Origin of the sequence: Paenibacillus sp. MZ04-78.2, assembly GCF_024213375.1 — a bacterium.
GTDB lineage: Bacteria > Bacillota > Bacilli > Paenibacillales > NBRC-103111 > Paenibacillus_G.
On the sequence record NZ_JANAVJ010000008.1, the window covers coordinates 32,849 to 57,102 of the forward strand.

The following is a 24,254-nucleotide window of genomic DNA, read 5'->3' on the forward strand; positions in this document are numbered from 1 at the left end:
ATTAATCGGAGACGCGGCTTTTGTGTACCTCTTATCGGCTCTATCCGGAAAATGCGGCACCAACAGACTTTAAGCCGTCGGCTTCAACGCATGCTTCGCCGTTTCTTTGACCGTAGCGGCGTAAGCTAATCCTTTTTGCTTATCGTATTGGCCCTCCCACTTGGACATGACCACCGCGGCAAGCGAGTTGCCAAGGACGTTAACGACCGTGCGGGCCATGTCGAGAAGGCGGTCGACCCCGGCAATGAAAGCGAGTCCTTCAACCGGAATCCCCACTGAACCGAGCGTCGCAAGCAGAACAACGAACGAAACTCCCGGCACGCCGGCGATGCCTTTGGACGTCACCATCAGCACGAGCATCAACGTAATCTGCGAGCTGATCGGCATGTGGATACCGTACATCTGGGCGATGAACAGCGCGGCAAGCGCCTGATATAAGGTCGACCCGTCGAGATTGAACGAATAGCCGGTCGGGACGACAAACGACGTAATCGCTTTAGGACAACCGAACTTTTCCATCTTCTCCATCACTTTCGGCATCACCGATTCGGAGCTGGCCGTGGAGTAGGCGAGAATGATTTCATCCTTAAGCAGCTTGATGATCGTCCAAATGCTGGTGCCGGATAGTTTGGCGATGGTCCCGAGCACGATGAAAATAAAGAACAGCATGCTGGCATATACGACAAGGATGAGCTTGCCAAGCGGAATTAGCGAGTCTACGCCGAATTTGGCCACCGTAACGCCGATCAAGGCGAATACCCCGAACGGTGCGAACCTCATCACTTGATTCGTGACCCAGAACATCGTGTCGGCAACGCCATGGAAGAAACTAAGCACCGGTTTGCCGCGTTCTCCGATGGCCGCCACGCCAAGTCCGAACATGACGGAGAAGAAAATGATCGCGAGCATATCGCCGTTCATCAAAGATTCGAAGATGTTTTTCGGTACGATGTTCACAAAGGTGCTGGCGATGCTATGGCTTGCTTTCTCTGCCGTATCGACATACGTCTTGATATCGGTTTTCGCAAGAGACGACATATCGATACCGGCGCCCGGCTTGAAGATGTTGGCAAACAGCAGACCGACGATAATAGCAATGGTGGTAACGATTTCAAAATACAAAATCGTTTTACCGCCGAGCCTGCCCAGCTTCTTGATATCTCCTACCCCGGCGATGCCGACAATAAGCGAAGAGATGACGATCGGCACGACGATCATTTTGATCAAACGGATGAAGATGTCCCCCACCGGCTTCAGGTAGGTCTCGACGGCGGGATTCCCGTAAAAGATGGCTCCGACGGCGATCCCAAGCGTCAAACCGATCACGATTTGCAGAGCCAATCCGAATTTTTTCATGTCAGTTTCCTCCTCTTTTGCTACTAAAAGCGCTTCCAAATTAGGGGCGTCTGTGAAATAATAGGTTTGAATATTATCATATGGACCGTCTACACTAAACTACAAAAACCTACAATTGCGAGTTGATGCGAATTTTGAAACAGGCTGTCTCTTGGCAAAACCGCCTGCTCCCGCTTGCCCTTGTCGCCATTTTCGTGCCGCTGGCCGCTGAGCTGAAATTTTATCCGTTCTCGGACACGTTCCGCGTCGGCATGGGGCCTCCCGTGCTTTTTTTCAGTTTGCTGTGGCTTCGCGGGTTAACGCCGCTGGCGGCAGGATTCGTAACCGGCCTCAGCGTACCGGCCTTTCGGATCGGACTGGATGCGCTGGGTGGGGCGGCGCTTGAAGCTTCGTTCTATCAGCATGTTCCTGCGTTCTTCTTCTATTTCTCTTTCGGGGCCTTGTTCGCCGCCGCGCAGGTCAACAAGCACCGCCAAAGTCCGCTGCTGATCGGGCTGATCGGCATGGGATTGGAGATCGGCTCCAATGCGGCGGAGCTGTTTTTTCGCTATTCGCTTCCTGGCCGCACGATCATTGTGCGCGAGCTGGAGCAAATTATCGTGATCGCCGTGTTCCGAAGCTCATTCGTCCTTGCAATCTTCAACATCATCCAGCTTCGACAGGTGCATGCGCTGCGGGAGCGGGAGCGGCTGGAGAACGAGCATCGGCTGATGCTGATCTCGATGCTGTATGAGGAATCGGTGCATTTGCAAAAAACACTGCAGCAGGCCGAGCAGATCACCCGCTCGTCCTACGAACTGTACCGGGAGCTGAAGGACGCAGCCGAGCCCGATTTTGCCCGGCAAGCGTTAGGCATCGCCGGACAGGTGCATGAGATCAAGAAGGACAACCAGCGTATCTACGCCGGGCTGTCGCAGCTCATTACAAGCGAGCAGCGGGCCGATTTCGGCCTGGCGGAAGAGCTTGGCGGCGTGGTGGTCCGCTCGAACGAAAAATACGCCCGCCTGCACGGCAAATCGATCCGCATTGCGTTAATTGTCGAAGGGGGACATCCCCCTTATCACGCCTACACGCTGCTGTCGCTGCTGAACAATCTCGTCTCGAACGCCGTAGAAGCGATTGCGAAGGACGGGGTTATCGAGGTCGTCATCGACCGCACGGACGAGCGGACGACGGAGCTGCGCGTCCGGGACGACGGCCCGGGCATTCCGGAGCATTCGCGGGATATCGTTTTTCATCCCGGCTATACGACCAAATACGATGCTTCCGGTGTTCCGTCAACGGGCATCGGCCTCTCCTACGTGCAGCAAACGGTGGAGCGGCTCGGCGGAACGATCACAATTCAGGAAGGAATCGATGGAAAAGGAACGGAATTTATCATACAATTGCCGTTAGCAAGTTTAACGACGAATAAGGACGGGTGAACAAGGAGTGCGATTTTTTATAACCGATGACGACCCGGCGGTACGTCGCATGCTGGCGCAGCTGATCGAAGACGAAGACCTTGGCGAGGTGGCCGGCGAGGCCGCGGACGGGGCGGATGTGGATGCCGGACTGCTGGCGGTCACGCGCACCGATATTTGGCTCATCGACCTGCTGATGCCGATGCGGGACGGCATCGAGACGGTGCGGGAGATCGCCCCGGCGTTTCCCGGCAAAATCATCATGCTGTCGCAGGTCGAATCGAAGGACATGATCGGCGAGGCCTACGCCTTAGGCGTCGAATATTACATAACGAAGCCAATTAACCGGCTGGAGGTACTGTCGGTCATCCGCAAGGTCGAGGAGCGGATGCGACTTGCACGGTCCATTCAGAACATTCGCCAGTCGCTGCTCGGACTGGACGAAGGCGGCTTAGGGAAGCCTGCGGCCCCGCGCGAGCAGGAACGCAGTTCTGCCGGAATCGGCGCGGCGGGCCGCTATTTATTCTCGGAGCTCGGCATCACCGGGGAAATCGGCTGCAAAGATTTGCTGACGATGCTGCACATTTTAGCCGAGCATGACGATGCCGCTTCAGGCCACCGCGATTTCCCCCAGCTGCGGGAGCTGTTCCGCGCAGCGGCCGTGCGCAAGCTGGGCGATAAGGCGGACGAAGTAGTGATCAAGAAAGAAATCAAAGCATCCGAGCAACGGTTGCGCCGGGCGATTCATCAAGCGTTGAGCCATTTGGCTTCGCTCGGATTGACGGATTATGCGAATATCAAGTTCGAAAATTACGCATCGAAGTTTTTTGATTTTATGGAGGTTCGCAAGCGGATGCTGGAGCTGGAGGACGAAAGCGTGGGTGCCGTCTCGCAAGTGCGAATCAACGTCAAGAAATTCATTCAGGTACTTTATTTGGAAGCCAAACAACACATGCGGGAACATTGAATGAAGAAATAAAGGGCTCTCCCCAGATCGGTATCGGACCAAGTGGGAGAGCCCCTTTTTTTCGGGTAATCATTTTACCAATATCTTCTGGAAATGCAATGCTCCTTCGCCAGCTTGTAGCCGTCCAGTTCCACTAGCTCGATGCACCCTTCGGAATCGGGAGAATGGAGCATCCGGTTCTCTCCCGCATACATTCCGACATGATGCACGCGCCCCTTGCCTTCTTCGTAGGCAAAGAAGAGCAGATCCCCCGGTTCCAGACGGTCCCGCTCCACCATTCGCCCCTGAACGGCTTGATCGGAAGCGTCCCGTGGAATGAGCATGCCTTGCGATTTGTGCATACTGTAAGCAAAGCCGGAGCAGTCGTAGCCGAAGGAAGACATGCCTCCCCAGAGATAAGGCAGACCGATAAACCGCATCCCCTGCCGGACCAGCCGCTGGCCCGTATGCTCTTCTTCCGTGCCGGACGATGCCAGCGGACTACCGGCGATCCGCACCTGCTCCTTCGGCAAGAAGCCCGTTCCGTGCGGAGTATCCACCACAACGCCGTCGTTCGTCTCTTCGATGACGGGCAGCCGGGTCAGGAAGCTCAGCTCGATCTCGGCTTTTGGCGAACGGAGGGTCAACCGCGCCCGGGGAGCGCTCACTTCCGCCCATCGGTCAGCGGCGGCTTCCGCGCTTGTTTCCGTTAGTTGCCGCCTTGGCACCCATCCGGGATAGCCTGCTCCCTCCTTCCGGGTGCTTTGCTCGGGAATGAACACCTTGACCCACTCGCCGCTTTCTTCGGCAACGACCGCCTCGGTTCCGTACAGCATTTGCGTCTGAATCCGATTGGCGCCGTACAAATCCAGCTTATCCTTAACGGTCATAGCTCCTAGCCATTCCGTTATGGCCGCCGGATGGCGCAGCGCCGGTTCGTCCAGCGGACGCGGGGAATCGGGAGACGTCCATACGGTGGCGACAGACACCGCCGCTCTCACTCGCTTCGGTCTGCTCATGATACGGCCCCCTTCCCGTCCTGACAGCGTACGTTCCGGATGCCGAGTCCGGCCTCGTCCGGAAACGTCATCACCCGCCCGTCGTATCGGACGCCGCCATCGACAAGATCGTGAAGCATCATCAGCGGCGCATCGAAATCGAAGCGGGTAATGTTCTTTTTACTCGCCGCAAAATGAGCCGCCGCCGACACCGCAAGACGGGATTCGATCATGCTGCCCACCATGCATTCCACGCCGTACTCCTCCGCAATTTGGTTGATGATTTGCGCCTTGTAGATTCCGCCTGACTTCATCAGCTTGATATTGATCAGATCGGCCGCGCGCCGGTGCAGCACTTCAAACGCCTGAACCGGGGAGAACACGCTTTCGTCCGCCATAATGAGCGTTTCGACTGCATCCGTTACGGCCTTCAAGCCAGCGATATCTCCGGCCTTCACCGGCTGCTCCACAAGCTCGATATTGAGGCCCATGTCTTCCATCTGCCGGATCGATTTGACCGCGTCCTTCACCTGCCAGCCTTGGTTCGCATCCAGCCTGATTTTGACCCGGTCGCCTACGCGGCTGCGGATTTCTTTGATCCGTTCGATATCTTCGCTTATCTCGTCCTTCCCTACCTTGATCTTCAGGACGTCGAACCCGGATTCCACATAGCGGGCCGCATCCTCGCCCATTTCTTTCGGCGAATTGACGCTGACGGTAAAGTCCGTCTCGATCCGGTCCTTATAGCCTCCGAGAAATTGATACAGCGGCACCCCGCAGGCCTGTGCCACCAGGTCGTAGACCGCCATATCGACCGCGGCTTTGCCGCTGCTGCACCCGACCATCGCCTGATGGACGGATTGAATGATTTGTTCATAGGCCAGCAGACTTTTGCCGATTAGCAGCGGTGTGAACGTATGGACAATGGCGGATTCGATGCTCTCCAAGCTGTCCCCCGTAATCACAATCGTAGCCGGCGCTTCGCCCCAGCCGACCCGGCCATCGTCCGCCGTGATCCGAACCAGGACGGATTCCGCTTGAAATACGGTCCGCAGCGCGGTTTTGAACGGTTTGACGAGCGGGGTGGACTGGCGCATGACGTCTATTCTTTGAATTTGCATCCAGGGTGCCTCCTTACGCTTCTACTCTACAGCCGGTTCGATAAGCTCCAGCTTCTTTTGGGCGGTATTCATCCTCGCCTCTATGCCTAACGGCACGGCGATGTTCGGCGAGCAATGACCGATTTTAAACCCTGCGAGCGCGGGTCTCCCTGCCTGAACGAGATGATGCCGGATGACCTGCTCCAACGTTAGGGAATTTTTGTACTTGTTCGGCTCGCAGTTGTGAAAATCGCAGACGAGAATTCCCGACGCATCGGCCAGCTTTCCGGCCTGCCGCAGCTGGTTCAACATCCGGTCGACGCGGTACGGCTCCTCGTCAATCTCTTCTATAAACAAAATACGTCCGCGGGTATCCAATTCATACGGCGTCCCGAGCGTGCTGACAAGCAGGGTCAAATTGCCTCCGACCAGCGGACCGTACGCTTCCCCCTCCACCAGAGCATAAAGCGGCGAGACGTCGTCCGTGTAGACAACCGGCTTCGGGTGAAACAGCTGCTCAAAGCCCTGCAAGGTTAGCGGATGGACAGACTCCTCGGCAAGACAGGTCAGCATAGGACCGTGAAACGTGACGAGCCCCGACCGGTTTCCGATAGCGGTGTGGAGGAACGTAATGTCGCTGTAGCCCCAGAAAACTTTTGGGTTATTGCGGATGCCGTCGTAATCCAGCCTGTCGGCTATTCGTCCCGACCCGTATCCGCCGCGCGCGCATACGATAGCCCGAATGTCCGGGTCCGCGAACATCGCGTTCAGCTCCGCCGCCCGCTCCTCGTCCGTCCCCGCCAAATAACCGTACTGGCTGGACAGCGTGCTGCCGAAGCGGACGTTCAGGCCCATCCGCTTCAAAGTACCGGCCCCCCGCTCGATTCTGCTCCGGTCGCCCTGGCTGGCCGGGGCCGTAATGCCTACCGTATCGCCTGCGGCGAGACGCGGAGGTTTGATGCGCTTGCGCATGGTACCTTCCCCCCTTCGGAATTCGCAAAGTGAATAGAGCCGTCTATTTCAAATCGGCCCATTTGAAGTCGATGTAGCCGTAGGCGTGCCGGACGACTCCTTCCAGCTTGTCGCTTTGCATATAAGCAGAGTTGAAAAAATAGAGCGGCATGATCGGCGCTTCATCGAGCAATATTTTCTCCGCTTCGTGCAGCAATTTGAACCGCTTGGCATTGTCCGGCTCGCTGTAGGCGTCCTGAATCAGCTTGTCGTACTGCGCGTTGCTCCAGCCGGTCCGGTTGTTCGGATTGCCGGTCTGAAAAATATCGAGGAAATTGATCGGATCGGCAAAATCCGGCAGCCATGACGAACGGGAAAATTGCAATTGCAGCTTCTTCTGCTCGGCCGTCAGCACCTTGCCTTCCTTGCTCTCGATTTTCACGTCGATGCCCAGGCTTTCTTTGAACATCGCTTGAGCCGCCTCGGCAATTTTCTGGTGCAGGTCGTTCGTGTTGTAGGTCAGCGTCACCTGCGGGAGCGTTTTGTAGCCAGCCTCGGCCATTCCTTTCTCCAGCAGCTTTTTCGCTTCTGCGGCGTCGAACTTCACCAGCTTTCCGCCGACCTTGCGGAAGTCGTCCCCTGCCGGATCTTTAAGACCGTACGAGACGAACCCGTCGGCCACCTTTTGCTTCTGCTTGACGACGAGATCGACGATTTTCTGGCTGTCCACAGCCATCTGGAACGCTTTGCGGATGTTGACGTTATCGAACGGCGGCATCTTGGTGTTGAACCGGTAAAAATACGTCCCCGCCGAATCCTCCACCTTGACCTTGCCTTCCGCGAACAGCTTCTGGCTCAAATCGGCCGGAATGATGCCGTCAATATGCAGCCCTCCGCTCTGATACAGCTGATACTCCGTATTCGTGTCGTTGACCATTTTGAACGTAACGCCGTCCAGCCTGACGCTCGCCGCATCCCAGTACTGGTCGTTTTTAACCATCTTCAGCTCGGAATCGTGCTTCCATTCGGTGATCTTGAACGGCCCGTTGCTTACGATCGTGGCGGCTTCGCTTGCCCATTTGTCGTTCTTCTCCACGGTGGCCTTATGCACCGGGAAAAATGCCGGGTTGGACACCATTCCGAGCAGCCACGGGGCCGGCTTGGTCAACACGACCTCCAGCGTCTTGTCGTCCGTCGCTTTAATTTTGACGCCGTCGGCCGGGCCTTTATCCGAATTGTACGCTTCGGCGCCTTCGATGACGTAAGCCAGCGGCGCGGCCGGGGAAGGCTTCTTCGGATCGAGCATCCGCTTCCAGGCGAATTCGAAATCGGACGCCTTCACCGCGTCCCCGTTCGACCACTTGATGCCGTCCCTCAGTGTAAACGTATACTGCTTGCCGTCGGGACTCATCTTCCATTCCTTGGCCATCGCAGGCTCGGGGGATTGGCTTTTGCCAAGGCGCGTCAAGCCTTCCATGGCGTTGTTCAGGATGTCGTACGACACCTGGTCGAACCCGACCGGCGGGTCCAGCGACGTAGGCTCCCGCAGATTGTTGTACAGCAAGATTTTGGCTTGCTTTTCGCTCCGGGCCGAGCCTGCCCCTTCTTTGCCGCTGCACCCTGCCAGCGCCGTGCCGGATAACAGGATGCAGCCGAGGAGTAAAGCCGTTCTTTTCTTCATGCAGCGTCTCTCCTTCACATTGTATGATACGATTCGCTAACCTATCGCCGATCGGATAAAAGTATTGGTGTCCGGCGGGTCAATCCGCTTGGCGCGCGTGTCCTGCAGCCAACAGGCAACGCCGTGCCCGCCGGGCAAGCAGGTCGTTTCCGGCTGGAAGTCGGCGCACACTTCCATGGCGTGAAGACACCGGGCTGCGAACGCGCAGCCTTTGGGCGGCGCGAACAGATCCGGCGGCGTCCCCGGAATCGAATGAAGCGGTGTGTTCCGGTCGCTATCCAGTCGCGGCATGGATGCGAGCAGCCCTTTCGTATAAGGATGCTGCGGATGCTGAAACACCTCGTCCACCGTGCCCGACTCGACTACCTTGCCGGCGTACATCACGTTCACGCGGTCCGCTATATTCGCCACCACGCCGAGGTCGTGGGTGATCATGATGATGGATACGCCGGTTTTACGCTGCAGCAGCTTGAACAGATCGAGAATCTGCGCCTGAATCGTCACGTCAAGCGCCGTAGTCGGTTCGTCGGCAATAAGCACCGACGGCTTGCCGACCGCCGCGATCGCGATCATGATGCGCTGTCTCATGCCGCCGCTAAACTGGTGCAGATGCTGCTTGAGCCGACTTTCCGGGTTGGAGATGCCGACCAGCTCCAGCATCTCTACCGCCTGCTTGCGGGCTTCGGACCGTGACAGCTTCTGATGGCGGATGATGCCCTCCATAATCTGCTCGCCGACGGTGATCGTCGGATTGAGCGCAGTCATCGCATCCTGGAAAATCATCGTGATGGCCGAGCCCCTGATCTCCCGCATCTGCTTTTCTGTCAGCCCAGTCAGCTCCCGTCCTTGAAACCGGATGCTGCCCTGCTTGATCTTCGAAGTTTGCGGGGGCAGCAGCCGCATCAAGCTGCGGGCGGTGACGCTTTTGCCGCAGCCGGATTCGCCTACGATGGCGAGCGTCTCGCCGCGGCGAAGCGTCAAGCTCACGCCGCGGACCGCCTGCACTTCGCCGCCGTACGTGGCGAAGGAGACATGCAGGTCTTTCACTTCGAGCAGGACGTCCGAGGAAGACAATGAATCGGGTCCATTCATGGAGCTTACCTCCTCTGCTTCGGATTAAATGTGTTTTGCAGCCCGTCGCCGAGCAGGTTGAACGCCAGCATCGTCAGCGAGATGAAAAACGCCGGAAAGAACAGCCGCCACCAATAGCCGGATAAAATCGTCGGCAGCGCATCGTTCGCCATCGTGCCCCAGCTCGCCAGCGGAGGCTGGATGCCAAGACCGAGGAAGCTGAGGAACGCTTCCGCGAAGATCGCCGACGGGACGGAGAACGTCACCTGCACGATAATGACGCCAAAAGCATTCGGCAGCAGATGCTTGCGGATGATGCTCCAAGGACTCGCTCCGAGCGTCCGCGAAGCCAGCACATACTCGGACGACGCCAGCTGAAGCACCTGCCCGCGCACGATCCGGGCCATGCCGATCCAGCCGGTCGCCGTTAGCGCGATGATGATGGTGAACAAGCCCGGGCCCATGACGACCATCAGCAGGATTACGATCAGCAGGTACGGAATGCCGTACAGAATGTCGACAATCCGCATCATGATGTTGTCAACCCGCCCGCCAAAGTAGCCGGCGATGCCCCCGTATACGACGCCGATGAGAAAATCGATGAGCGCCGCGACGACGCCGACGGTCAGCGATATGCGGGAGCCGAACAAGATGCGCGCGAACACGTCGCGGCCAAGCTCGTCGGTGCCGAACCAATGCTCGGCCGACGGGGCCTGATTGCCATTCAGCAGGTTTTGCTTGGAGTAGCTCTGGTCCGTCAGCCAAGGCCCGACGATCGAAAGCGCCGCCAGCGCAACGATGAAAATAAGTCCGAGCAGGGCCAGCTTGTTCTTGAACAGCCGGATGCGCGCCTGCTGCCAGAGCGTCAGCTGCGGCCGGACGATCGCTTCCATGGGGCCGACGCGTTTTTGCATCGGTACAAATAGGTGATCGGGAACCGACATCCTCATCCCTCCTTTCTATGCATCCCTTCTATGCATCCTTTCTATGCAGCTTGATGCGGGGATCGATCAGACTGTACACGACATCGACCAGGAACATCATGAAGATGAGCAGGGTGCTGTAGAACACCGTCGTTCCCATGATGACCGCATAATCCCGGTTGTTGATCCCGTCCACAAAATATTTCCCCATGCCCGGAATCGCAAAAATTTTCTCGATCACAAAGCTGCCCGTCAGCACGTTCGCAAGCAATGCGCCGACTAACGTAACGACCGGAAGCACCGCGTTGCGCAGGGCGTGCTTGAACACAATCGTCGCCGGCGAAAGCCCTTTGGCCCTGGCCGTCTCGATGTAGTCCTGCGTCAACACTTCGACCATATTGGCCCGCGTCAGCCTCGCAATGATCGCGATCGGTCCGGTGGACAGCGCGACCGCAGGCAGCACGACATGCTTCCATGTCCCCCACGTCGCCACCGGCAGCAGCTCCCATTCCACCGCGATGTATTTGATCAGCAGCGGAGCCACGACGAAATTGGGCACCGCGATGCCGATGACGGCAAGCACCATGGCGATGTAGTCGATCAGGCCGTTTTGCCGGAGCGCGGCCGCCGTTCCGAGCGCAATGCCCGATGCAATGGCAAGGAGAAGCGACACGATGCCGAGCTGGAACGAGACTGGGAAGCCGCGTTCGATCATCGCGTTCACGCTTTCCGGATAATGCGAGATCGACGGCCCGAGATCCAGCGTAAGCAGCGACTTCAAGTAAAGCGCGTACTGGACGTACACCGGCTTATCCAAATGGTAGAACGCCATCATGTTCTGGACGACGGCCGGATTGGCCTCCTTGCCGTCCCGGTCGAACGGCGAGCCCGGAATCGTATGCATCAAGAAAAACGTAATCGTGACGATGAGCCACAGCGTCACCAGCATGGACACGAATCTTTTCAAAAGGTACGGCGCCACTCGATCACCCGCTTTTAACAAAATGAAGTTCGCATGGCCAGTTCCGTCATCACGAGCATTGCTTGATACGCCTCCAGAATGTTTTTGGCTTGAAAGGAAACGACCGGCGAGCCCTGCTCAATCGTCGTTCCCGGCATCAGATGCGCCCATTCCGCCTGCCCGTAATTGGCGAATTCGACCGACAGCACCGGACTATCCGGGGGCGTTAAGGGCTTCACGCGGCTGCGAGCCTCAAGCGCTTCCCTCGTTTTCTCACGCAGCAGCTGTCCGCTCTTCTCCGGCGTCAAGCAGAGCGCCGCCGTCCGCGAGATGCGCCGCTTGACGATGGCCGTCGTCACCCCCGGAATCAACGCCTCCGCTTCCTCCGCCGTCTCGTCGTCTCCCGCCACGAGCAGGACCGGCACGCCGTAATGACCCGCGACGAACGCATTGAAGCCGAGCTCTCCGATTGCCGTATCGTTGATGTACATGTTCCGCACGCCGAAAATCATCGTGTGGCTGAGCACGCCCTTCCTTGCAGCCCGTGTATGGTAGCCCAGAAAAGCGGCCCCGGCGAAGCTGGCGTCAAGCCCCTGCACCATCGAAAACGGCTTGACGTCCCCCGAAATCAGCTGCGTCTCCGGATGAAGCTTTTCGATCAGCAGGTTGTTCATCTTGGAGTGGCTGTCGTTGACCACAACTTCCCCACATCCCTCTTGGAATGCCGTTTCAATGACATGATTGGCTTCTGCGGTCATAATGAGCCGGCCTCTTTCGTAGTTGTGCTTGCCGGAATCGACAAACGTCGCATCGACGAGTCCGGTAATGCCTTCCATATCGATCGAAATGTACAGTTTCATCGCTCCATCCTCCAATTCAATTTGTAGATAAAAAAATCCAGCAAACGACAACCGGCAGCCGCAAGGCTTCCAAGCGTATCGTTTGCTGGATTTTATTTACGCGTATGTCGCCATACTAATAAACAAAGCAGCGTTAACCGGCCCCTGACGTACCGGAATCGCAATCCCGGCCGTTCAAGGCCATTTTGTATTTTTTTTGCGCATCCTTGAAGGCGACGATGATCGCTTTCTGCGACGAGCCGTGGTACCTTCGCTTGATTTCGTCGGCGACCGGCTCGAACGCCAGAATGCTCTGCCCGACGAATAAGGAGCGGACAAATTGCGAGGTTAACGGAATGGTGGACGAGCAGCCCGCATCCACGATTTTGTGGTTGGTCGTATCCACGACAAGTCCGATGAAAAATGCGCTGTACTGCTGAGTAATCGGATTATTGAGAGATGTCTGCGCATCGCCGACCACGTAAACCGTGTCTTTATCGTAATCCATACTCGTCTCCCTTTATCGGCGTCCTTGGACCGGACGAACAGGGATGTGGTAAGGGAAGCTTCCCGCGACCTGCCGCCTTCGGACGCACCATTTGTATGCGCTTACGTATTTGATCTTGCAGCTTATCGAAGGAACGCCTTGGAACAATTGTTAAACTTTCGTTAAAATTGCTATAACCAATTCTATTATAATAAACTCCGCTGCGTCTGAATAGCTGTATTTCACAATTTTATTAATGATTTATCGATGATACGACGATGAAAGGGGACAGAAGAAAAAGCCGACCATCCCTCAAGGATGACCGGCTATCGGCTTCACACGCTACTCCAGACGGTAATCGTCGATTTTCTCCCCGTCTTCCCACACCTCAACGAACAAGGCGTCGCACTCCTCAAAATCGGACGGCTTGAACGAGAGAGCTTTCTCCTCGTCCTCGCCCACATACACATTTTCTATCCCGTCCTCATTGAACGAGAGAATGACATACAGCTTCATTCCAGAACCTCCAGCAGCTAAACCTTTTTTATATTGATGCCAAAATAAACGGCTAATTAAACGTTGTTCTTCAAAATTTGACGATTCAGATGGTATTCCATATGTTCAACATAATCGTCAATGAGCCATTGCAAGCTTTTCGTTTCCTGATTGCCCGTGACACATGGGGATGACAGCTTTTCGGCCGGTATTTTTTCAATGACCTTCAAGGCTTCTTTTGGAGACCATTTGCCGGGCATGGGCCTCTCGGATACCTCGGTTTCGGACAACCGGCCGAACTGCTCCGGAACCGTACGCAGCCAATACTTTAAACGTTCCGCTGCTTTCTCCATCGTATTTCCTCCCTTATCTCAAATGAATAATAACGTTTCTACATACTATTTCTTCGTTCGTCCGGGCTCACCTTTTTTCCAGCTTAAATGAATCCGACTTCCCGGCAGTATCGCAGCATATCGTCCATCTGCTTATCGCTGATTGCCTGCCATTCGAACCCGAGCTTCTTCAGCAGCAGGATCGTTTTCTCCGAAGCCAGCGTAAACCGGGTCTGCTCCTGCTGCTCCAGCCAGCCGTAATGAAGCATCAGGCTCTCGATCTCCTCCCGGCAAAAGCCTTCTTCGTACCTGTTCTTCATATAATCAATGAACTCGTCGAGCGTCCCCGTTGCCATTCTTCCTCCCGAGCGGCCGTTCCCCAGTACGCGGTGCATACTCTCATAATGCGGGTTGTACAAATGGAATATTTCGTCCTTCAGCGCAGCAGGCTTCATGAGTAGGACAATCGCTTGGCTGACCCGATCGACGCAGGAAAAATCGATATCGGCCTCCAGCCGGGGCACCATGCCGAGGCGGATAAACGATTTGAGCGTCGCGTAAAAAGCGTTTTCCTCGATGTTTTGCTGGAACTTGCCCGTATCCGATTGAAAGACAAGGTTCCCTATCCGGTAAATGCTGGTGCCGAGCCCTTGAGCCCGCGCCTGCACGACCCGCTTCTCCGCTTCGAATTTGGATTTGGTGTAATAGTTCTCGTACTGCTGCCCCCGGTCCAAATCGTATTCGGTAAAATAAGCCGCAGACTGTCCCGGAATATGTCCGGTCGCGACGCCCAGGGTGGACATATGATGCACGTCTTTGGTCCGGTGCATGCGGGCAAACGCCAGCAGCCGCTCGGTCGAAGCGATGTTATGGCTTTCGAAGTGCGAGTAACTGCCGTAATGCTTCACCGTCGCCGCTGAATGCACGATGCAGTCGACGGTGCGCGCGAGCTCCAGATACGTTTCCTCATCCAGCCCCAAGCTATCCTGCGACAAATCCCCCCGGTAAATCCGAATTCGGCGGTCGAATTGCGCTTCCACGGCATCGCCTGCGAAATAAAAGGCCAGCTTCGCAAGCAATCGTTCCCGCGCTTCCGCCTCCGTCGCCGCACGCACCAGAACGAGAACCGTGGCCGCGGTTCCGGCTAACAGCTCCCGCAGCAAATGGATGCCCAAATACCCGGTGGCTCCCGTCAGCAAAATGTCGCTGTACCCGCCGCTATCCCGCGTCAGGTCGAGCTGAGCGTACCGTTCGTTCCTCGCCCGGTATGCGACGGTCTCTTCGTCGAATCGCTCCATCGCGTCGTCACGGCGGGCTGTCTTCAATTGCTCCAGCTTGGCGGTCAAATAGTTGGCCTTTGGCTTCACCTTGGCGGACAAGGACGCAATCGTCTGGTGCTCGAAGACGTCATTGACCCCGATATCCAAGTCCTGCTGTAGCCTTGCAGTCATCGCAGCCGCCTTCAGCGAATGTCCGCCGAGCTCGAAGAAATTATCGTGAACGCCTATATCAGGAACGCTCAGAAGCTCCCCCCATACGGCCGCGATCTTTCTCTCAATGTCCGTACGCGGGACGACGCGGTCGCGCCCCGCTGCGGCACGCTCGCCCGGAGCGGGCTCGGGCAGTGCCCTGCGGTCAATTTTGCCGTTGGGCGTGAGCGGCATGTTCTTTAACGGGACGAAATACGAGGGCAGCATATACTCCGGCAGCGCCTTGGACAAGTGCTCCTTGACGACCTTAACCGGGAGTTTTTCCGTCCCGGCGAAGTAAGCGCACAACTCCTTGCCGCCGCTGCCGTCCTCCCGGGCGATCACGACCGCTTCCCGGATCGAAGGATGGTTCAGCAGCGCATTCTCAATCTCTCCAAGCTCAATCCGAAACCCGCGGATTTTCACCTGATGGTCCAAGCGGCCCAAAAATTCCAGCGCGCCCTCCGGGGTCCAGCGCGCGAGGTCGCCCGTCTTGTACATGCGCCCCTCCCCGACGAACGGGTCGGGCACGAATTTCTCCGCCGTCAGGCGCTCGTCGTTGAAATAGCCCCTGCCGACGCCGTCCCCAGCGATGTACAGCTCTCCCGGCACGCCGGGCGGCTGAACGTGCAAGCGGTCGTTCAACAGGTAGATGCGCGTGTTTGCAATCGGCTTTCCGATGGGCGGAAGCTCCGGGATCGGGCCGTTCGGGTCGATCGTATGGGCCGTTGCGACATGCGTTTCCGACGGGCCGTAATGATTGTGAAGGAAAACCTGATGCCGCTGGAGATGCGTCTTGAATTTGTCCGGGACGGCCAACGGCTCTCCAGCCGTTATGATGTGGCGCACCGACGCCGGAAGCTTGTCGGCATACGCGCTCTCGTTCAGGATGAGCTTCAAATACGAGACGGGCAGGAACAGGACCTGAATCTGCCGTTCTTCGATAAGCCGCAGCAGCTTATCCGGGCTCCGCCGGGTTTCATTCGTCACGAGATGCAAGGCGCCCCCCGCCAGCAGGGCGGACCATATTTCCTGCGAGCTGACATCGAAGCTGAGCGTCGTAAATTGCAGCACGCTGCGGCTGTAATCGACGCTCGTGTGCCGAAACTGGTGGTGAAGCAGATTGACCATATTGCGGTGCTCGATCATGACGCCCTTCGGCTTTCCGGTCGTTCCCGACGTATAAATCACGTACAGCAAATCGCTTGGACGGCTGCGGGGCGGAGGATTATCCGCCGCTTCCTCATAGGCGGCATTCGTATCCAGACACAGCTTCATGCCGTCAAACTCGACCCGATCCGCCAAGTGCGTATGTGTCAGCAAGAGACGGGCCCGGCTGTTGTCCAGCATATATTTTATACGGTCGGCGGGATAATCCGGATCGATCGGAAGGTAAGCCCCTCCCGCCTTCAAAATGCCAAGCAGACCGACGATCATGTCCGGAGACCGCTCGGTCATCAGTCCGACAAGCTGCTCCGGCCGCACGCCGTGGCGAATCAGGACGGCCGCCAGCCGGTTCGCCCGGTCGTTCAACTGCCGGTAAGTGAGCGCTTCGTCCCCGAATACGACAGCCGGCCGGTCCGGCGTCTGCCGCGCTTGCTCCTCAAACCATCCGTGAATCGTCAACTCGCGATCGTACGCGGATTCGGTTTGATTCCGCCCCTCCACCTGCTCCTTTATTTCCGCTTCCGAAAGCAATCGCAGCTCGGACAGCCGCTTTTCCTCCGAAGCCAACGCATCCTCCAATATCCGCACATACTGGTTCGCCATCCGCTCGATCGTATCCCGCACGAACAGATCGGTGCAGTATTGGAAATCGATCCGGAGCGTCTCTTCCATTTCCTTCGCATCAAGTATCAGATCGTATTTGGAGATCGGGTCTACGTACCGCTGAACGGTGATCCGGCTACCGTCGATCGACGGCGTCGTCGTGCGGCCCGTATTTTGCATGACGAATATCGTATCAAACAGCGGGCTGCGTTCCGGCACTCGGGGAATGCGCAGCGATTGCATCATCCGTTCCAGATCGTAGTCCTGATGCTCGAAGGCGGCAAGCAGAATCGACTTCAGCTCCTGCAAATAGTTGGCGAACGTTTTCGTCCGCTCCGGGAAGCTCCGGACCGGCATCGTGTTGACGAACATGCCGATCAGCGGCTGTAGTTCGGTTTGCGGGCGGCTGGCGACAGGAACGCCGACGATGATGTCCTCCTGGCCGGAATACCGGGCAAGCAGCACATTGTAAGCAGCGAGCAGGATCATGTACAAGGTGGTATCCGTCCGAAGGGCGAACTGTTTCAAGCGCACTGTCAATCCGGCATCCAGCCGAAGCGGGTAAGTATCGCCCCGGAAGCTTTGGAAGCCCGGTCTTTCCTTGTCGGTCGGCAGTTGCAGGATCGGGAGCTCCCCGGACAAGGCCGCCAGCCAATACTCGCGCTGCTGCGCCTCCTCCTCCGGTTTGCGGCCATTCAGCCAGAAGGCATAATCTTTGAATTGGATCGTCGGACGGGGCAGCTCCTCCCCCCGGTACAACCGGCTCCATTCCTCGAAAAACACGTGCATCGAGACGCCGTCCACAATAATATGGTGGAAATCCAGCATCAAATAATGAAGCTCTTCGGAGCAGCTAATGAGTCCGGCCCGGAATAACAGCGACTTCCCGAGATCGAAGGGGACGACGAACGCGGACATCAGCCGCTCCGCTTCTTCTTCCGCCGCCGCATGAAATTGCATTTGAAACGTCGCACGGGGCCAGATGGTCTGCGCAAGCTCCCCGTCCACCCATGCGAAAGCCGTACGGAGCGATTCGTGCCGCTCGATCATTTGCTCAAAAGTCCGCTCCATCCGCCGCCGGTCGACGCTCCCTTCGATCTTGAGCAGCATCGGAGTGTTATAGGCCGTCCCCACCTGCTCCATCTGCCCGATGAAGAAGAGGCGCTTTTGCGCCGGATGAAGGGGATAATGCTCCCGCTCGGGCGCTTTTTCAATCGCCTGACCGCCTCCGGCCGGTTTGCCCGCTTGACCGATCCGCTCCGCTTGCTCACGGATGGTCGCATGCTCGAACAACTCCGCAATCGACAGCCGGACGCCGAAGCGCCGTTCGATCTTTCCGCGCAGAACGGCGACATGCAGCGAATGACCTCCGGCGTCGAAGAAGCGGTCATGAACGCCGACCGTCCGCAAGCCGAGCAGCTCCTTCCACAGCTCCGCCAGTCCCTGTTCCGCCTCGCTGGCCGGAGGCGCGTAAGAAGCCGACTCCGCCTCTCTCTCAGGTTCGGGCAGCGCGCGCCGGTCGACCTTGCCGTTCGCATTGATAGGCAGCCTCGAAAGCATGACGAACCAGGACGGAACCATGTAATTTGGCAACTGCTCCGCCAGAAACGCCGACAGCTCGCTGCGGGTGAGAGGCTCTTCGGATACGACGTATGCGCACAGGTACGCACGGCCGGCATCGTCTTCGCGCGCGATTACGATGCAATCAAGCACCCGGTCATGCAGCCGGAGCCGCTGCTCGATTTCGCCCGTTTCGACCCGGAAACCGCGAATTTTCACCTGATGATCGAGGCGTCCCACATATTCGATGGACCCGTCCGGCAGCCACCGGGCCAAGTCCCCCGTCCGGTACAGCCGCTCCCCCTCGCGGAACGGATGGGCGACGAATTTCTCCTCCGTCAGCTGCGGCCAGTTCAAATATCCCCGGGCCAGACCGATGCCGGAAATGCACAATTCCCCGGGAACCCCCACCGGCTGCGGCTCGCCGCAGGCATCCAAAATATACAGCCGAACATTGTTCAGCGGCTTCCCGATCGGAATATTATCCGAGTGCGCCGCAACAAGCTGCGTCGTGGTGATGATCGTATTTTCGGTAGGCCCGTATACGTTGTAAATAAGGTAGCTTTGCGGGTGGAATGTCTTCAGTTTCTCCCCGCCCGTCATCAGCACGCGGAGCGAGCGATTCGGAAGCTTCATGAACTGCTCGCCGAGCTGAGTCGGCAAGAAACTGATCGTAATGCCGTGCCGGTTGAAGTACCCGTTCAGTTCCGCAGCATCAAGCCGGATATGCTCGGGAATGATATGTACCGCTGCCCCGGAAATAAGATAAGGAAAAGTTTCCAAAATCGAGGCGTCGAACCCGACACTGCAATATTTGCTGCTGCGGTCCTCCATCGTGACCCCAAAATACGAGCAATGCCATTCGCAAAAATGGACAAGCGACCGATGCTCGATCAGCGTGCCCTTCGGCTGGCCGGTGGAGCCGGATGTATAGATGACATAAGCTAAACCGGACGGTTCCGCAAACTCCGGCAAAGGAGACGCATCCCCGTCATGCATCCGCCGGTCCGCGAGATCGACGACTTGGCCCTCATAGGCAAACGGAAGCGCCGATTCCCCCTCCGTGAGCAGCAGCTTCGCTCCGCTATCCTCCAAAATGTAGCGGATGCGCTCCGGGGGATAATTCGGATCGATCGGCACATACGCCGCGCCCGCTTTCAGCACCGCCAGAATACCGGCGAACATCGACAGCGTGGGGCGCATCATGACGGCGACAAAGGTATTTGCTTCTTGTACGCCGAGTTCGATCAGCACTCTGGCCATCCGGTTCGATTGTTCGTCGAGCTGCCGATAAGTCAAGCAGTCCTTCCCGTCGACGATCGCAGGGCGATCCGGCGTGCGCCGCGTCTGCTCCGCAAACAGCCGATGGATGGTCGCATCGGAGGAAAAAGGCTCATCCGTTGGATTGAACCCAACGAGCAGCTGCTCTCTCTCGTCTTGGCTCAGCAAAGCGATGCGGCCGACAGGCATATGGGGAGATTCGATCCAGGTCAGGACGATATTTTCCACATGCCCCAGCAGCCTGCGGATCGTCGTCGGCTGAAACGCGTCCGGCTTGAACTCCGCACGGACTGCGAACACGTCCGAAAGAACGAACCGGATCGTGAGGTCGCATCCCGGAATGACGGGCAACCCCAGGACAGCGCCGGGAGCTTCCACGGCTACGGCTGTATTGAAAGGAAGCAGCAGTGAGTCGGACCCGCTCAAGTCGCGAAGCTCGCTGCGTGTAAGCGCGTAAGCCTTCCTTTGGGCCAGCATATCCTCCGCCTGGGCGACCAGCGATTCGAACGGCAGCGAAGCCTCGCCTGCGATTCGGACAAGCACGATCCGGTCTTCCTCGGGCGCGACCGCTGCAAACCGTACCTCCTCGGTACGCAAATAGCGCTGCAGCAACACGGCCCACGCCGTATAAAGCACGGTGCTCACCTGAACCCCGCGCATGCCGCAAAGCTGACGAAAGCGATTGGATGATGCATTTTCGAACGTACGGCTAAGCATCCGATATGCATCCGGGTCGCCCGCCGGACCGCGATCCAAATGAAGAACGGTAGCCACCTCCGCGTCCTGCATCTCCGTGATCCAATGGTCAACAATGCTGATCATCCCTTCATCCACTTTCTGTGACATCCTCTTTCTCCCTCCCGAAGTAAATTGGTCATGAAGACAAAAAGCAACCCGTTCCAAATCCGAAACGAGTTGCTGTTCATAACGAAGGCGTTCCCTGCAACCGTCAAGCCCGTGCGTTGACGCATACGGCCCCTCCATGGCTCCCTCCTGCAATGCAATGACGGAACCCTTTTATTCAATTCGTAGAACTATCGATTCATCTCGATTCTTTAAGCAATATTGCGTATATAGTTATATTTTACCATGTCGCGTCGAATTTCCAAAATACTTTTTAAGTGATAAATACCACTTTCGCTCCCCTTTTTTTGCGGTAAAATGAGACGACAGCAGAAACTGGGCGTTAGCATATCATTGATTGTGAATATTTTCACAAACGAAAATGGAAAGGTCGTGTAGCGATATGTCGTATCGCAAGCCGGAAGAAATTGCGCATATTACCGCAGCGATGGGCGAGAAGAAAGCGAATATGCGTCCGCTGCAAGCTTGTACGCTGGGCTTTTTGGCAGGGGCTTTTATCGCGCTGGGCTTCCTTCTGTATCTGAGAGTAGCAGCGGGCGTTCCTGCGGCTTCGAGCGGGCTCGGCTCCGTGCTGGGCGCGGCGATGTTCCCCATTGGCTTGATCCTCACGATTATTGCCGGGGGCGAGCTGTTGACCGGAAACATGATGGCGGTGCCGCTCGCACGGCTCCAGGGCAAAATAACGACGAAGCATCTCGCCGTCAATTGGCTGCTGATTACGCTGTCCAACTTTGCCGGGGCGCTCTTTGTCGCCTACCTGTTCGGTCACGTCGTCGGATTGACGGAAGCGGAGCCGTACTTGTCCAAACTGGTCAAAGTGGCGGGCGCCAAGCTTGACGAGAGCTTCCTGCAAGCCTTTATCTCGGGGATCGGCTGCAACTGGCTTGTCGCCTTGGCCGTTTGGCTCGCTTACGGCGCAAACGACGTCACGGGCAAAATGCTCGGCATCTGGTTCCCGACGATGACCTTCGTCGCTATCGGCTTCCAGCATGTCGTCGCGAATATGTTCCTGATCCCTGCCGCGATCTTCGCAGGGCACTATACCTGGTGGGATTACTTGGGTAACTTTGTCCCCGTCTTTCTCGGCAATGCCGTCGGAGGCAGCGTCTTCGTCGCCACCGCTTATTGGATAGCATATCTGAGAACCAAAGAAAAGGCAGAGCTCAACCGAGATTCGTCTCTTCCCCAGCCGCAGCCCCAACCGACAAGCGAACGAGCGGTAGCGGAAGGCAAAGCCTGAAGCGGGCAGGAACAGTGAAAAACGCGCACCCGCTAATCTTTATCCAGCTTCACACAAGCTTAAGATACAAATCGAACGTTCGACTCAAAATGTCGCTAACCAGAGCTATAAATCGGGTATTATCCCCTGTCGTGTGAGCGTCATCTAACGCTGAATAATAAGCGAGTCTGTTTTCTTTTTCAACGACAATGGGCGGATACCCGTTCTTCATTAACTCAAAATTCAATAATAATCGCGCCGTCCGACCGTTCCCATCGACGAACGGATGAATTTTCACAAAATCGCTATGCACCAATGCCGCTTTGGCTACAGGGTGAAGCTGCTGGCCCTCACTATCGTACCATTGAATGAACTGCTCCATGGCAAGAGGAACTTGCAGAGCGTCGGGCGGAATATGCTTGGCTCCGCTGATCAGCACATTTTCCTTCCGGTAAATACCTGCAAGATCATCCTGAATTCCTTTGAGGATTAGCCGATGAATACTTTTGATTTGCCACTCAGATAAAGGTTCCTGTCTTCGAACAATGTCCTCGACATAAAGAATGGCCTCTTTGTGATTAATGACCTCCAAGTGTTCCTTAATCGTTTTCCCGCCAATCGTGATTCCTTCCAATGCTACCTTTGTTTCCGAGAGGGTTAATGTATTTCCTTCGATAGCGTTGGAATGGTACGTCCAATTCACGATAAGATGCTCCCGGATGCTTCGTAAGGTATGCGTTGACAGAGGCCTTTTCTGATCCAGTTGACTTTTTTTCTCATCAATAAGCTCGAACACAAGCATCCACTCCAAATATAGAATCCATCATTTTTGATGATAGAACAAAAGAAGCCCCTACCTCATGCCGACACCAAAATAATCGAGCATGCTATCTTTGACATCTTCCAACGCAGGCAATTCGTCCGTCAAATACGCCTGCGGCTCGAAAGCCCGGAGAATCTGCCGCAAATAGACGTACACTTCTTCTTTTGCAGCCCAAATTTCACCGGGAACAAGCTTTGCCTGCTCAATCAGAGCAAGAAATGCGTCAGCCAGATCGTTTGCCATTTGCGTATTATTACTTAAGCCGTGTTTTAAGATTTGCCCCGAACTCTGGTCTACGATCAGGAACATCTTTGGAAAAAAGGGACGCTCCCCTTCGTCAACAGGTATTGGTACGAAGAAGCAGTCGATTTCCCAAATGCCCGCGAACTTTCCGGATTTTGCACGCCGAACATATGCCCGTTGGTCATCCATTCCCAGCACTTGCTTTTCTTAAAAGATATGGCCTCTTCATATAACGCTTTCCACTGATCCATTGTAGGATTCATTCGCACACTTCCTCATTGTACAAAAATGGTAAAAATATCGTCCATAATCGATAAAAGTTCCTTGCCCACCATGATTATACCATACTTATCCAAGTGAGCCTTCTCTTCCCCCTCACGATTCCTCTTCGATCGTCACCGGGCAGTTCGATTCCCATGTTGCGAAACCACTTCTTCTCGCGGCATTTCGGACATCGCTTGGGCGGTGCGAAGCCTTTGCTTTTATAAAACTTCTGTTCCTCCACTTCAAACTGAAAACGTTCTCCGCATTCCCGGCATTTCAGAAGCTCCGGTTCCAATCCAGGGACCGTGAATTCAGTCTGCTTATGCTGCCCGTCAAGGGAAGACAAGCCGTCTTCACTGCGAAGAGCCGCGATCGTTTCGCGTATGGCTTCCCGCACTTTTCTTACCTCGATTTTCTCCCACTGCTCCAGAAAGGGAACATATTGGGAAGCGCGTTTTCGTTTTACCGTTTCCAGCAATTCCAGAACCATGCCGCGGTTTCTTTCCTTTAAATAGCTCATATCCACCGCGGCTACGCCTTTGCGCAGCCAAGCGTCCCACTCCTTTAGAAGCTCTTCTACTATTTGGCTGCGCTCTATGGTCCAGCCCTGTTCCGTAAACACAAGCATCGGCAGCTTCCCGCTAAACTGAATCTCCAGAAAATCGTGGTGAATCATCCAATCCACCTTTTCCATAATCTGCTCAAGTGTCTGCGCTCGAAAGTAACCGTAGGTCGGACAAAGATCCAGACCGAGCTCCAACACTTTTTTATCACGGGAACCTTTCAATATTTTTGCGAGCAGCGTCCTGCCGCCCTGACCGATAATTTCATCCGCTGCTCTAAGGATAGCGAGAATTTCTTCATTAGTTAATCGAATACCCATAAGCGGAACCCTCACCTCTACAACGCCACTGTACCTTTCTATCAGACAGTATAAACCAGAATCAGCTCTCGTAAAATAGAGGCTTTTTGAATCTTTTCGACCCGTCGGTCGATATGCCGGTACCAAAAATCCGCTCCTACCCCGTTACATATCCCTCCGGCACTTGAATATATTTAGTAACAAGCACTTTTTTCAAGTACTTGTCATGTTAGTTACGTGTTTCTTTACCGCTTATCGTCCACCCGGTCCCAACACCGTTCAAGCATTCGACGCCGGCTCAGCCGCTTTTTGACCGCGCTATCGAAGCCAGCTTTGTTCTAAAAGCTATCAGGAGG

Annotated in this window: 20 protein-coding genes; 3 read left to right on the forward strand and 17 right to left on the reverse strand. The window is 56.0% G+C overall.

Going from position 1 to position 24,254, the window contains the following annotated elements; genetic code table 11:
- Window positions 1-69 precede the first annotated feature (69 nt).
- Entirely contained in the window at window positions 70-1,356 is a 1,287-nt protein-coding gene (locus tag NLX71_RS08590) for a cation:dicarboxylate symporter family transporter (protein ID WP_254363198.1), read from the reverse strand.
- Between the two features lie 134 nt (window positions 1,357-1,490).
- On the opposite strand from NLX71_RS08590, the gene NLX71_RS08595 reads away from it, so the two are divergent.
- Entirely contained in the window at window positions 1,491-2,780 is a 1,290-nt protein-coding gene (locus NLX71_RS08595) for an ATP-binding protein (RefSeq protein ID WP_254363199.1), read from the forward strand.
- 7 nt (window positions 2,781-2,787) lie between these two features.
- The gene (locus tag NLX71_RS08600) at window positions 2,788-3,726 is read left to right on the forward strand and encodes a response regulator (protein WP_254363200.1); all 939 of its coding nucleotides are present in this window, start codon (window positions 2,788-2,790) and stop codon (window positions 3,724-3,726) included.
- A 74-nt stretch (window positions 3,727-3,800) separates the two neighbouring features.
- On the opposite strand, the gene NLX71_RS08605 is transcribed toward NLX71_RS08600, so the two are convergent.
- From NLX71_RS08605 to NLX71_RS08660, 12 genes are all read right to left on the reverse strand, one after another.
- Complete coding sequence (locus NLX71_RS08605) at window positions 3,801-4,724, reverse strand: C40 family peptidase (RefSeq protein WP_254363201.1); 924 nt, start codon at window positions 4,722-4,724, stop codon at window positions 3,801-3,803.
- Window positions 4,721-5,824 carry a mandelate racemase/muconate lactonizing enzyme family protein gene (locus NLX71_RS08610; protein ID WP_254363202.1) on the reverse strand — a complete coding sequence of 368 codons (1,104 nt, stop codon included), beginning with the start codon at window positions 5,822-5,824 and terminating at the stop codon, window positions 4,721-4,723. The genes NLX71_RS08605 and NLX71_RS08610 overlap by 4 nt, the downstream gene beginning before the upstream one ends.
- Window positions 5,825-5,845: 21 nt before the next feature.
- Window positions 5,846-6,775 carry a S66 peptidase family protein gene (locus NLX71_RS08615; protein WP_254363203.1) on the reverse strand — a complete coding sequence of 310 codons (930 nt, stop codon included), beginning with the start codon at window positions 6,773-6,775 and terminating at the stop codon, window positions 5,846-5,848.
- 43 nt (window positions 6,776-6,818) lie between these two features.
- The gene (locus NLX71_RS08620; RefSeq protein ID WP_254363204.1) at window positions 6,819-8,435 is read right to left on the reverse strand and encodes a peptide ABC transporter substrate-binding protein; all 1,617 of its coding nucleotides are present in this window, start codon (window positions 8,433-8,435) and stop codon (window positions 6,819-6,821) included.
- A gap of 36 nt (window positions 8,436-8,471) precedes the next feature.
- Window positions 8,472-9,527 carry an ABC transporter ATP-binding protein gene (locus tag NLX71_RS08625; RefSeq protein WP_254363205.1) on the reverse strand — a complete coding sequence of 352 codons (1,056 nt, stop codon included), beginning with the start codon at window positions 9,525-9,527 and terminating at the stop codon, window positions 8,472-8,474.
- Between the two features lie 5 nt (window positions 9,528-9,532).
- Complete coding sequence (locus NLX71_RS08630) at window positions 9,533-10,450, reverse strand: ABC transporter permease (protein ID WP_254363206.1); 918 nt, start codon at window positions 10,448-10,450, stop codon at window positions 9,533-9,535.
- Between the two features lie 28 nt (window positions 10,451-10,478).
- On the reverse strand, window positions 10,479-11,411 hold the full coding sequence (locus NLX71_RS08635) for an ABC transporter permease (protein ID WP_254363207.1): 933 nt from the start codon (window positions 11,409-11,411) through the stop codon (window positions 10,479-10,481).
- 14 nt (window positions 11,412-11,425) lie between these two features.
- Window positions 11,426-12,250 (reverse strand): M55 family metallopeptidase, encoded by an 825-nt coding sequence (locus NLX71_RS08640; RefSeq protein WP_254363208.1) that lies wholly within the window; start codon window positions 12,248-12,250, stop codon window positions 11,426-11,428.
- Window positions 12,251-12,383: 133 nt separating this feature from the next.
- Window positions 12,384-12,737, reverse strand: a complete 354-nt coding sequence (locus NLX71_RS08645) for a DUF3870 domain-containing protein (protein WP_254363209.1) — start codon at window positions 12,735-12,737, stop codon at window positions 12,384-12,386.
- Window positions 12,738-13,058: 321 nt separating this feature from the next.
- Window positions 13,059-13,232 (reverse strand): hypothetical protein, encoded by a 174-nt coding sequence (locus NLX71_RS08650; RefSeq protein WP_254363210.1) that lies wholly within the window; start codon window positions 13,230-13,232, stop codon window positions 13,059-13,061.
- A gap of 56 nt (window positions 13,233-13,288) precedes the next feature.
- A complete protein-coding gene (locus tag NLX71_RS08655; RefSeq protein WP_254363211.1) occupies window positions 13,289-13,564 on the reverse strand; it encodes a hypothetical protein in 276 nt (91 codons plus the stop codon).
- Window positions 13,565-13,647: 83 nt separating this feature from the next.
- A complete protein-coding gene (locus NLX71_RS08660) occupies window positions 13,648-20,469 on the reverse strand; it encodes a non-ribosomal peptide synthetase (RefSeq protein WP_254363212.1) in 6,822 nt (2,273 codons plus the stop codon).
- A 400-nt stretch (window positions 20,470-20,869) separates the two neighbouring features.
- Here NLX71_RS08660 and NLX71_RS08665 point away from each other — a divergent pair, with 400 nt between their 5' ends.
- Window positions 20,870-21,727, forward strand: coding sequence for a formate/nitrite transporter family protein (locus tag NLX71_RS08665; RefSeq protein ID WP_254363213.1), 858 nt, complete (start codon window positions 20,870-20,872; stop codon window positions 21,725-21,727).
- Window positions 21,728-21,776: 49 nt separating this feature from the next.
- On the opposite strand, the gene NLX71_RS08670 is transcribed toward NLX71_RS08665, so the two are convergent.
- From NLX71_RS08670 to NLX71_RS08680, 4 genes are all read right to left on the reverse strand, one after another.
- The gene (locus NLX71_RS08670; protein WP_254363214.1) at window positions 21,777-22,502 is read right to left on the reverse strand and encodes a Fic family protein; all 726 of its coding nucleotides are present in this window, start codon (window positions 22,500-22,502) and stop codon (window positions 21,777-21,779) included.
- Window positions 22,503-22,559: 57 nt separating this feature from the next.
- The gene (locus NLX71_RS08675; protein WP_483874625.1) at window positions 22,560-22,907 is read right to left on the reverse strand and encodes a DUF6930 domain-containing protein; all 348 of its coding nucleotides are present in this window, start codon (window positions 22,905-22,907) and stop codon (window positions 22,560-22,562) included.
- Entirely contained in the window at window positions 22,829-23,035 is a 207-nt protein-coding gene (locus tag NLX71_RS27280) for a DUF7309 domain-containing protein (protein ID WP_483874624.1), read from the reverse strand. The genes NLX71_RS08675 and NLX71_RS27280 overlap by 79 nt, the downstream gene beginning before the upstream one ends.
- Window positions 23,036-23,109: 74 nt before the next feature.
- Entirely contained in the window at window positions 23,110-23,919 is an 810-nt protein-coding gene (locus tag NLX71_RS08680; RefSeq protein WP_254363216.1) for an RQC-minor-1 family DNA-binding protein, read from the reverse strand.
- Between the last annotated feature and the right edge of the window lie 335 nt (window positions 23,920-24,254).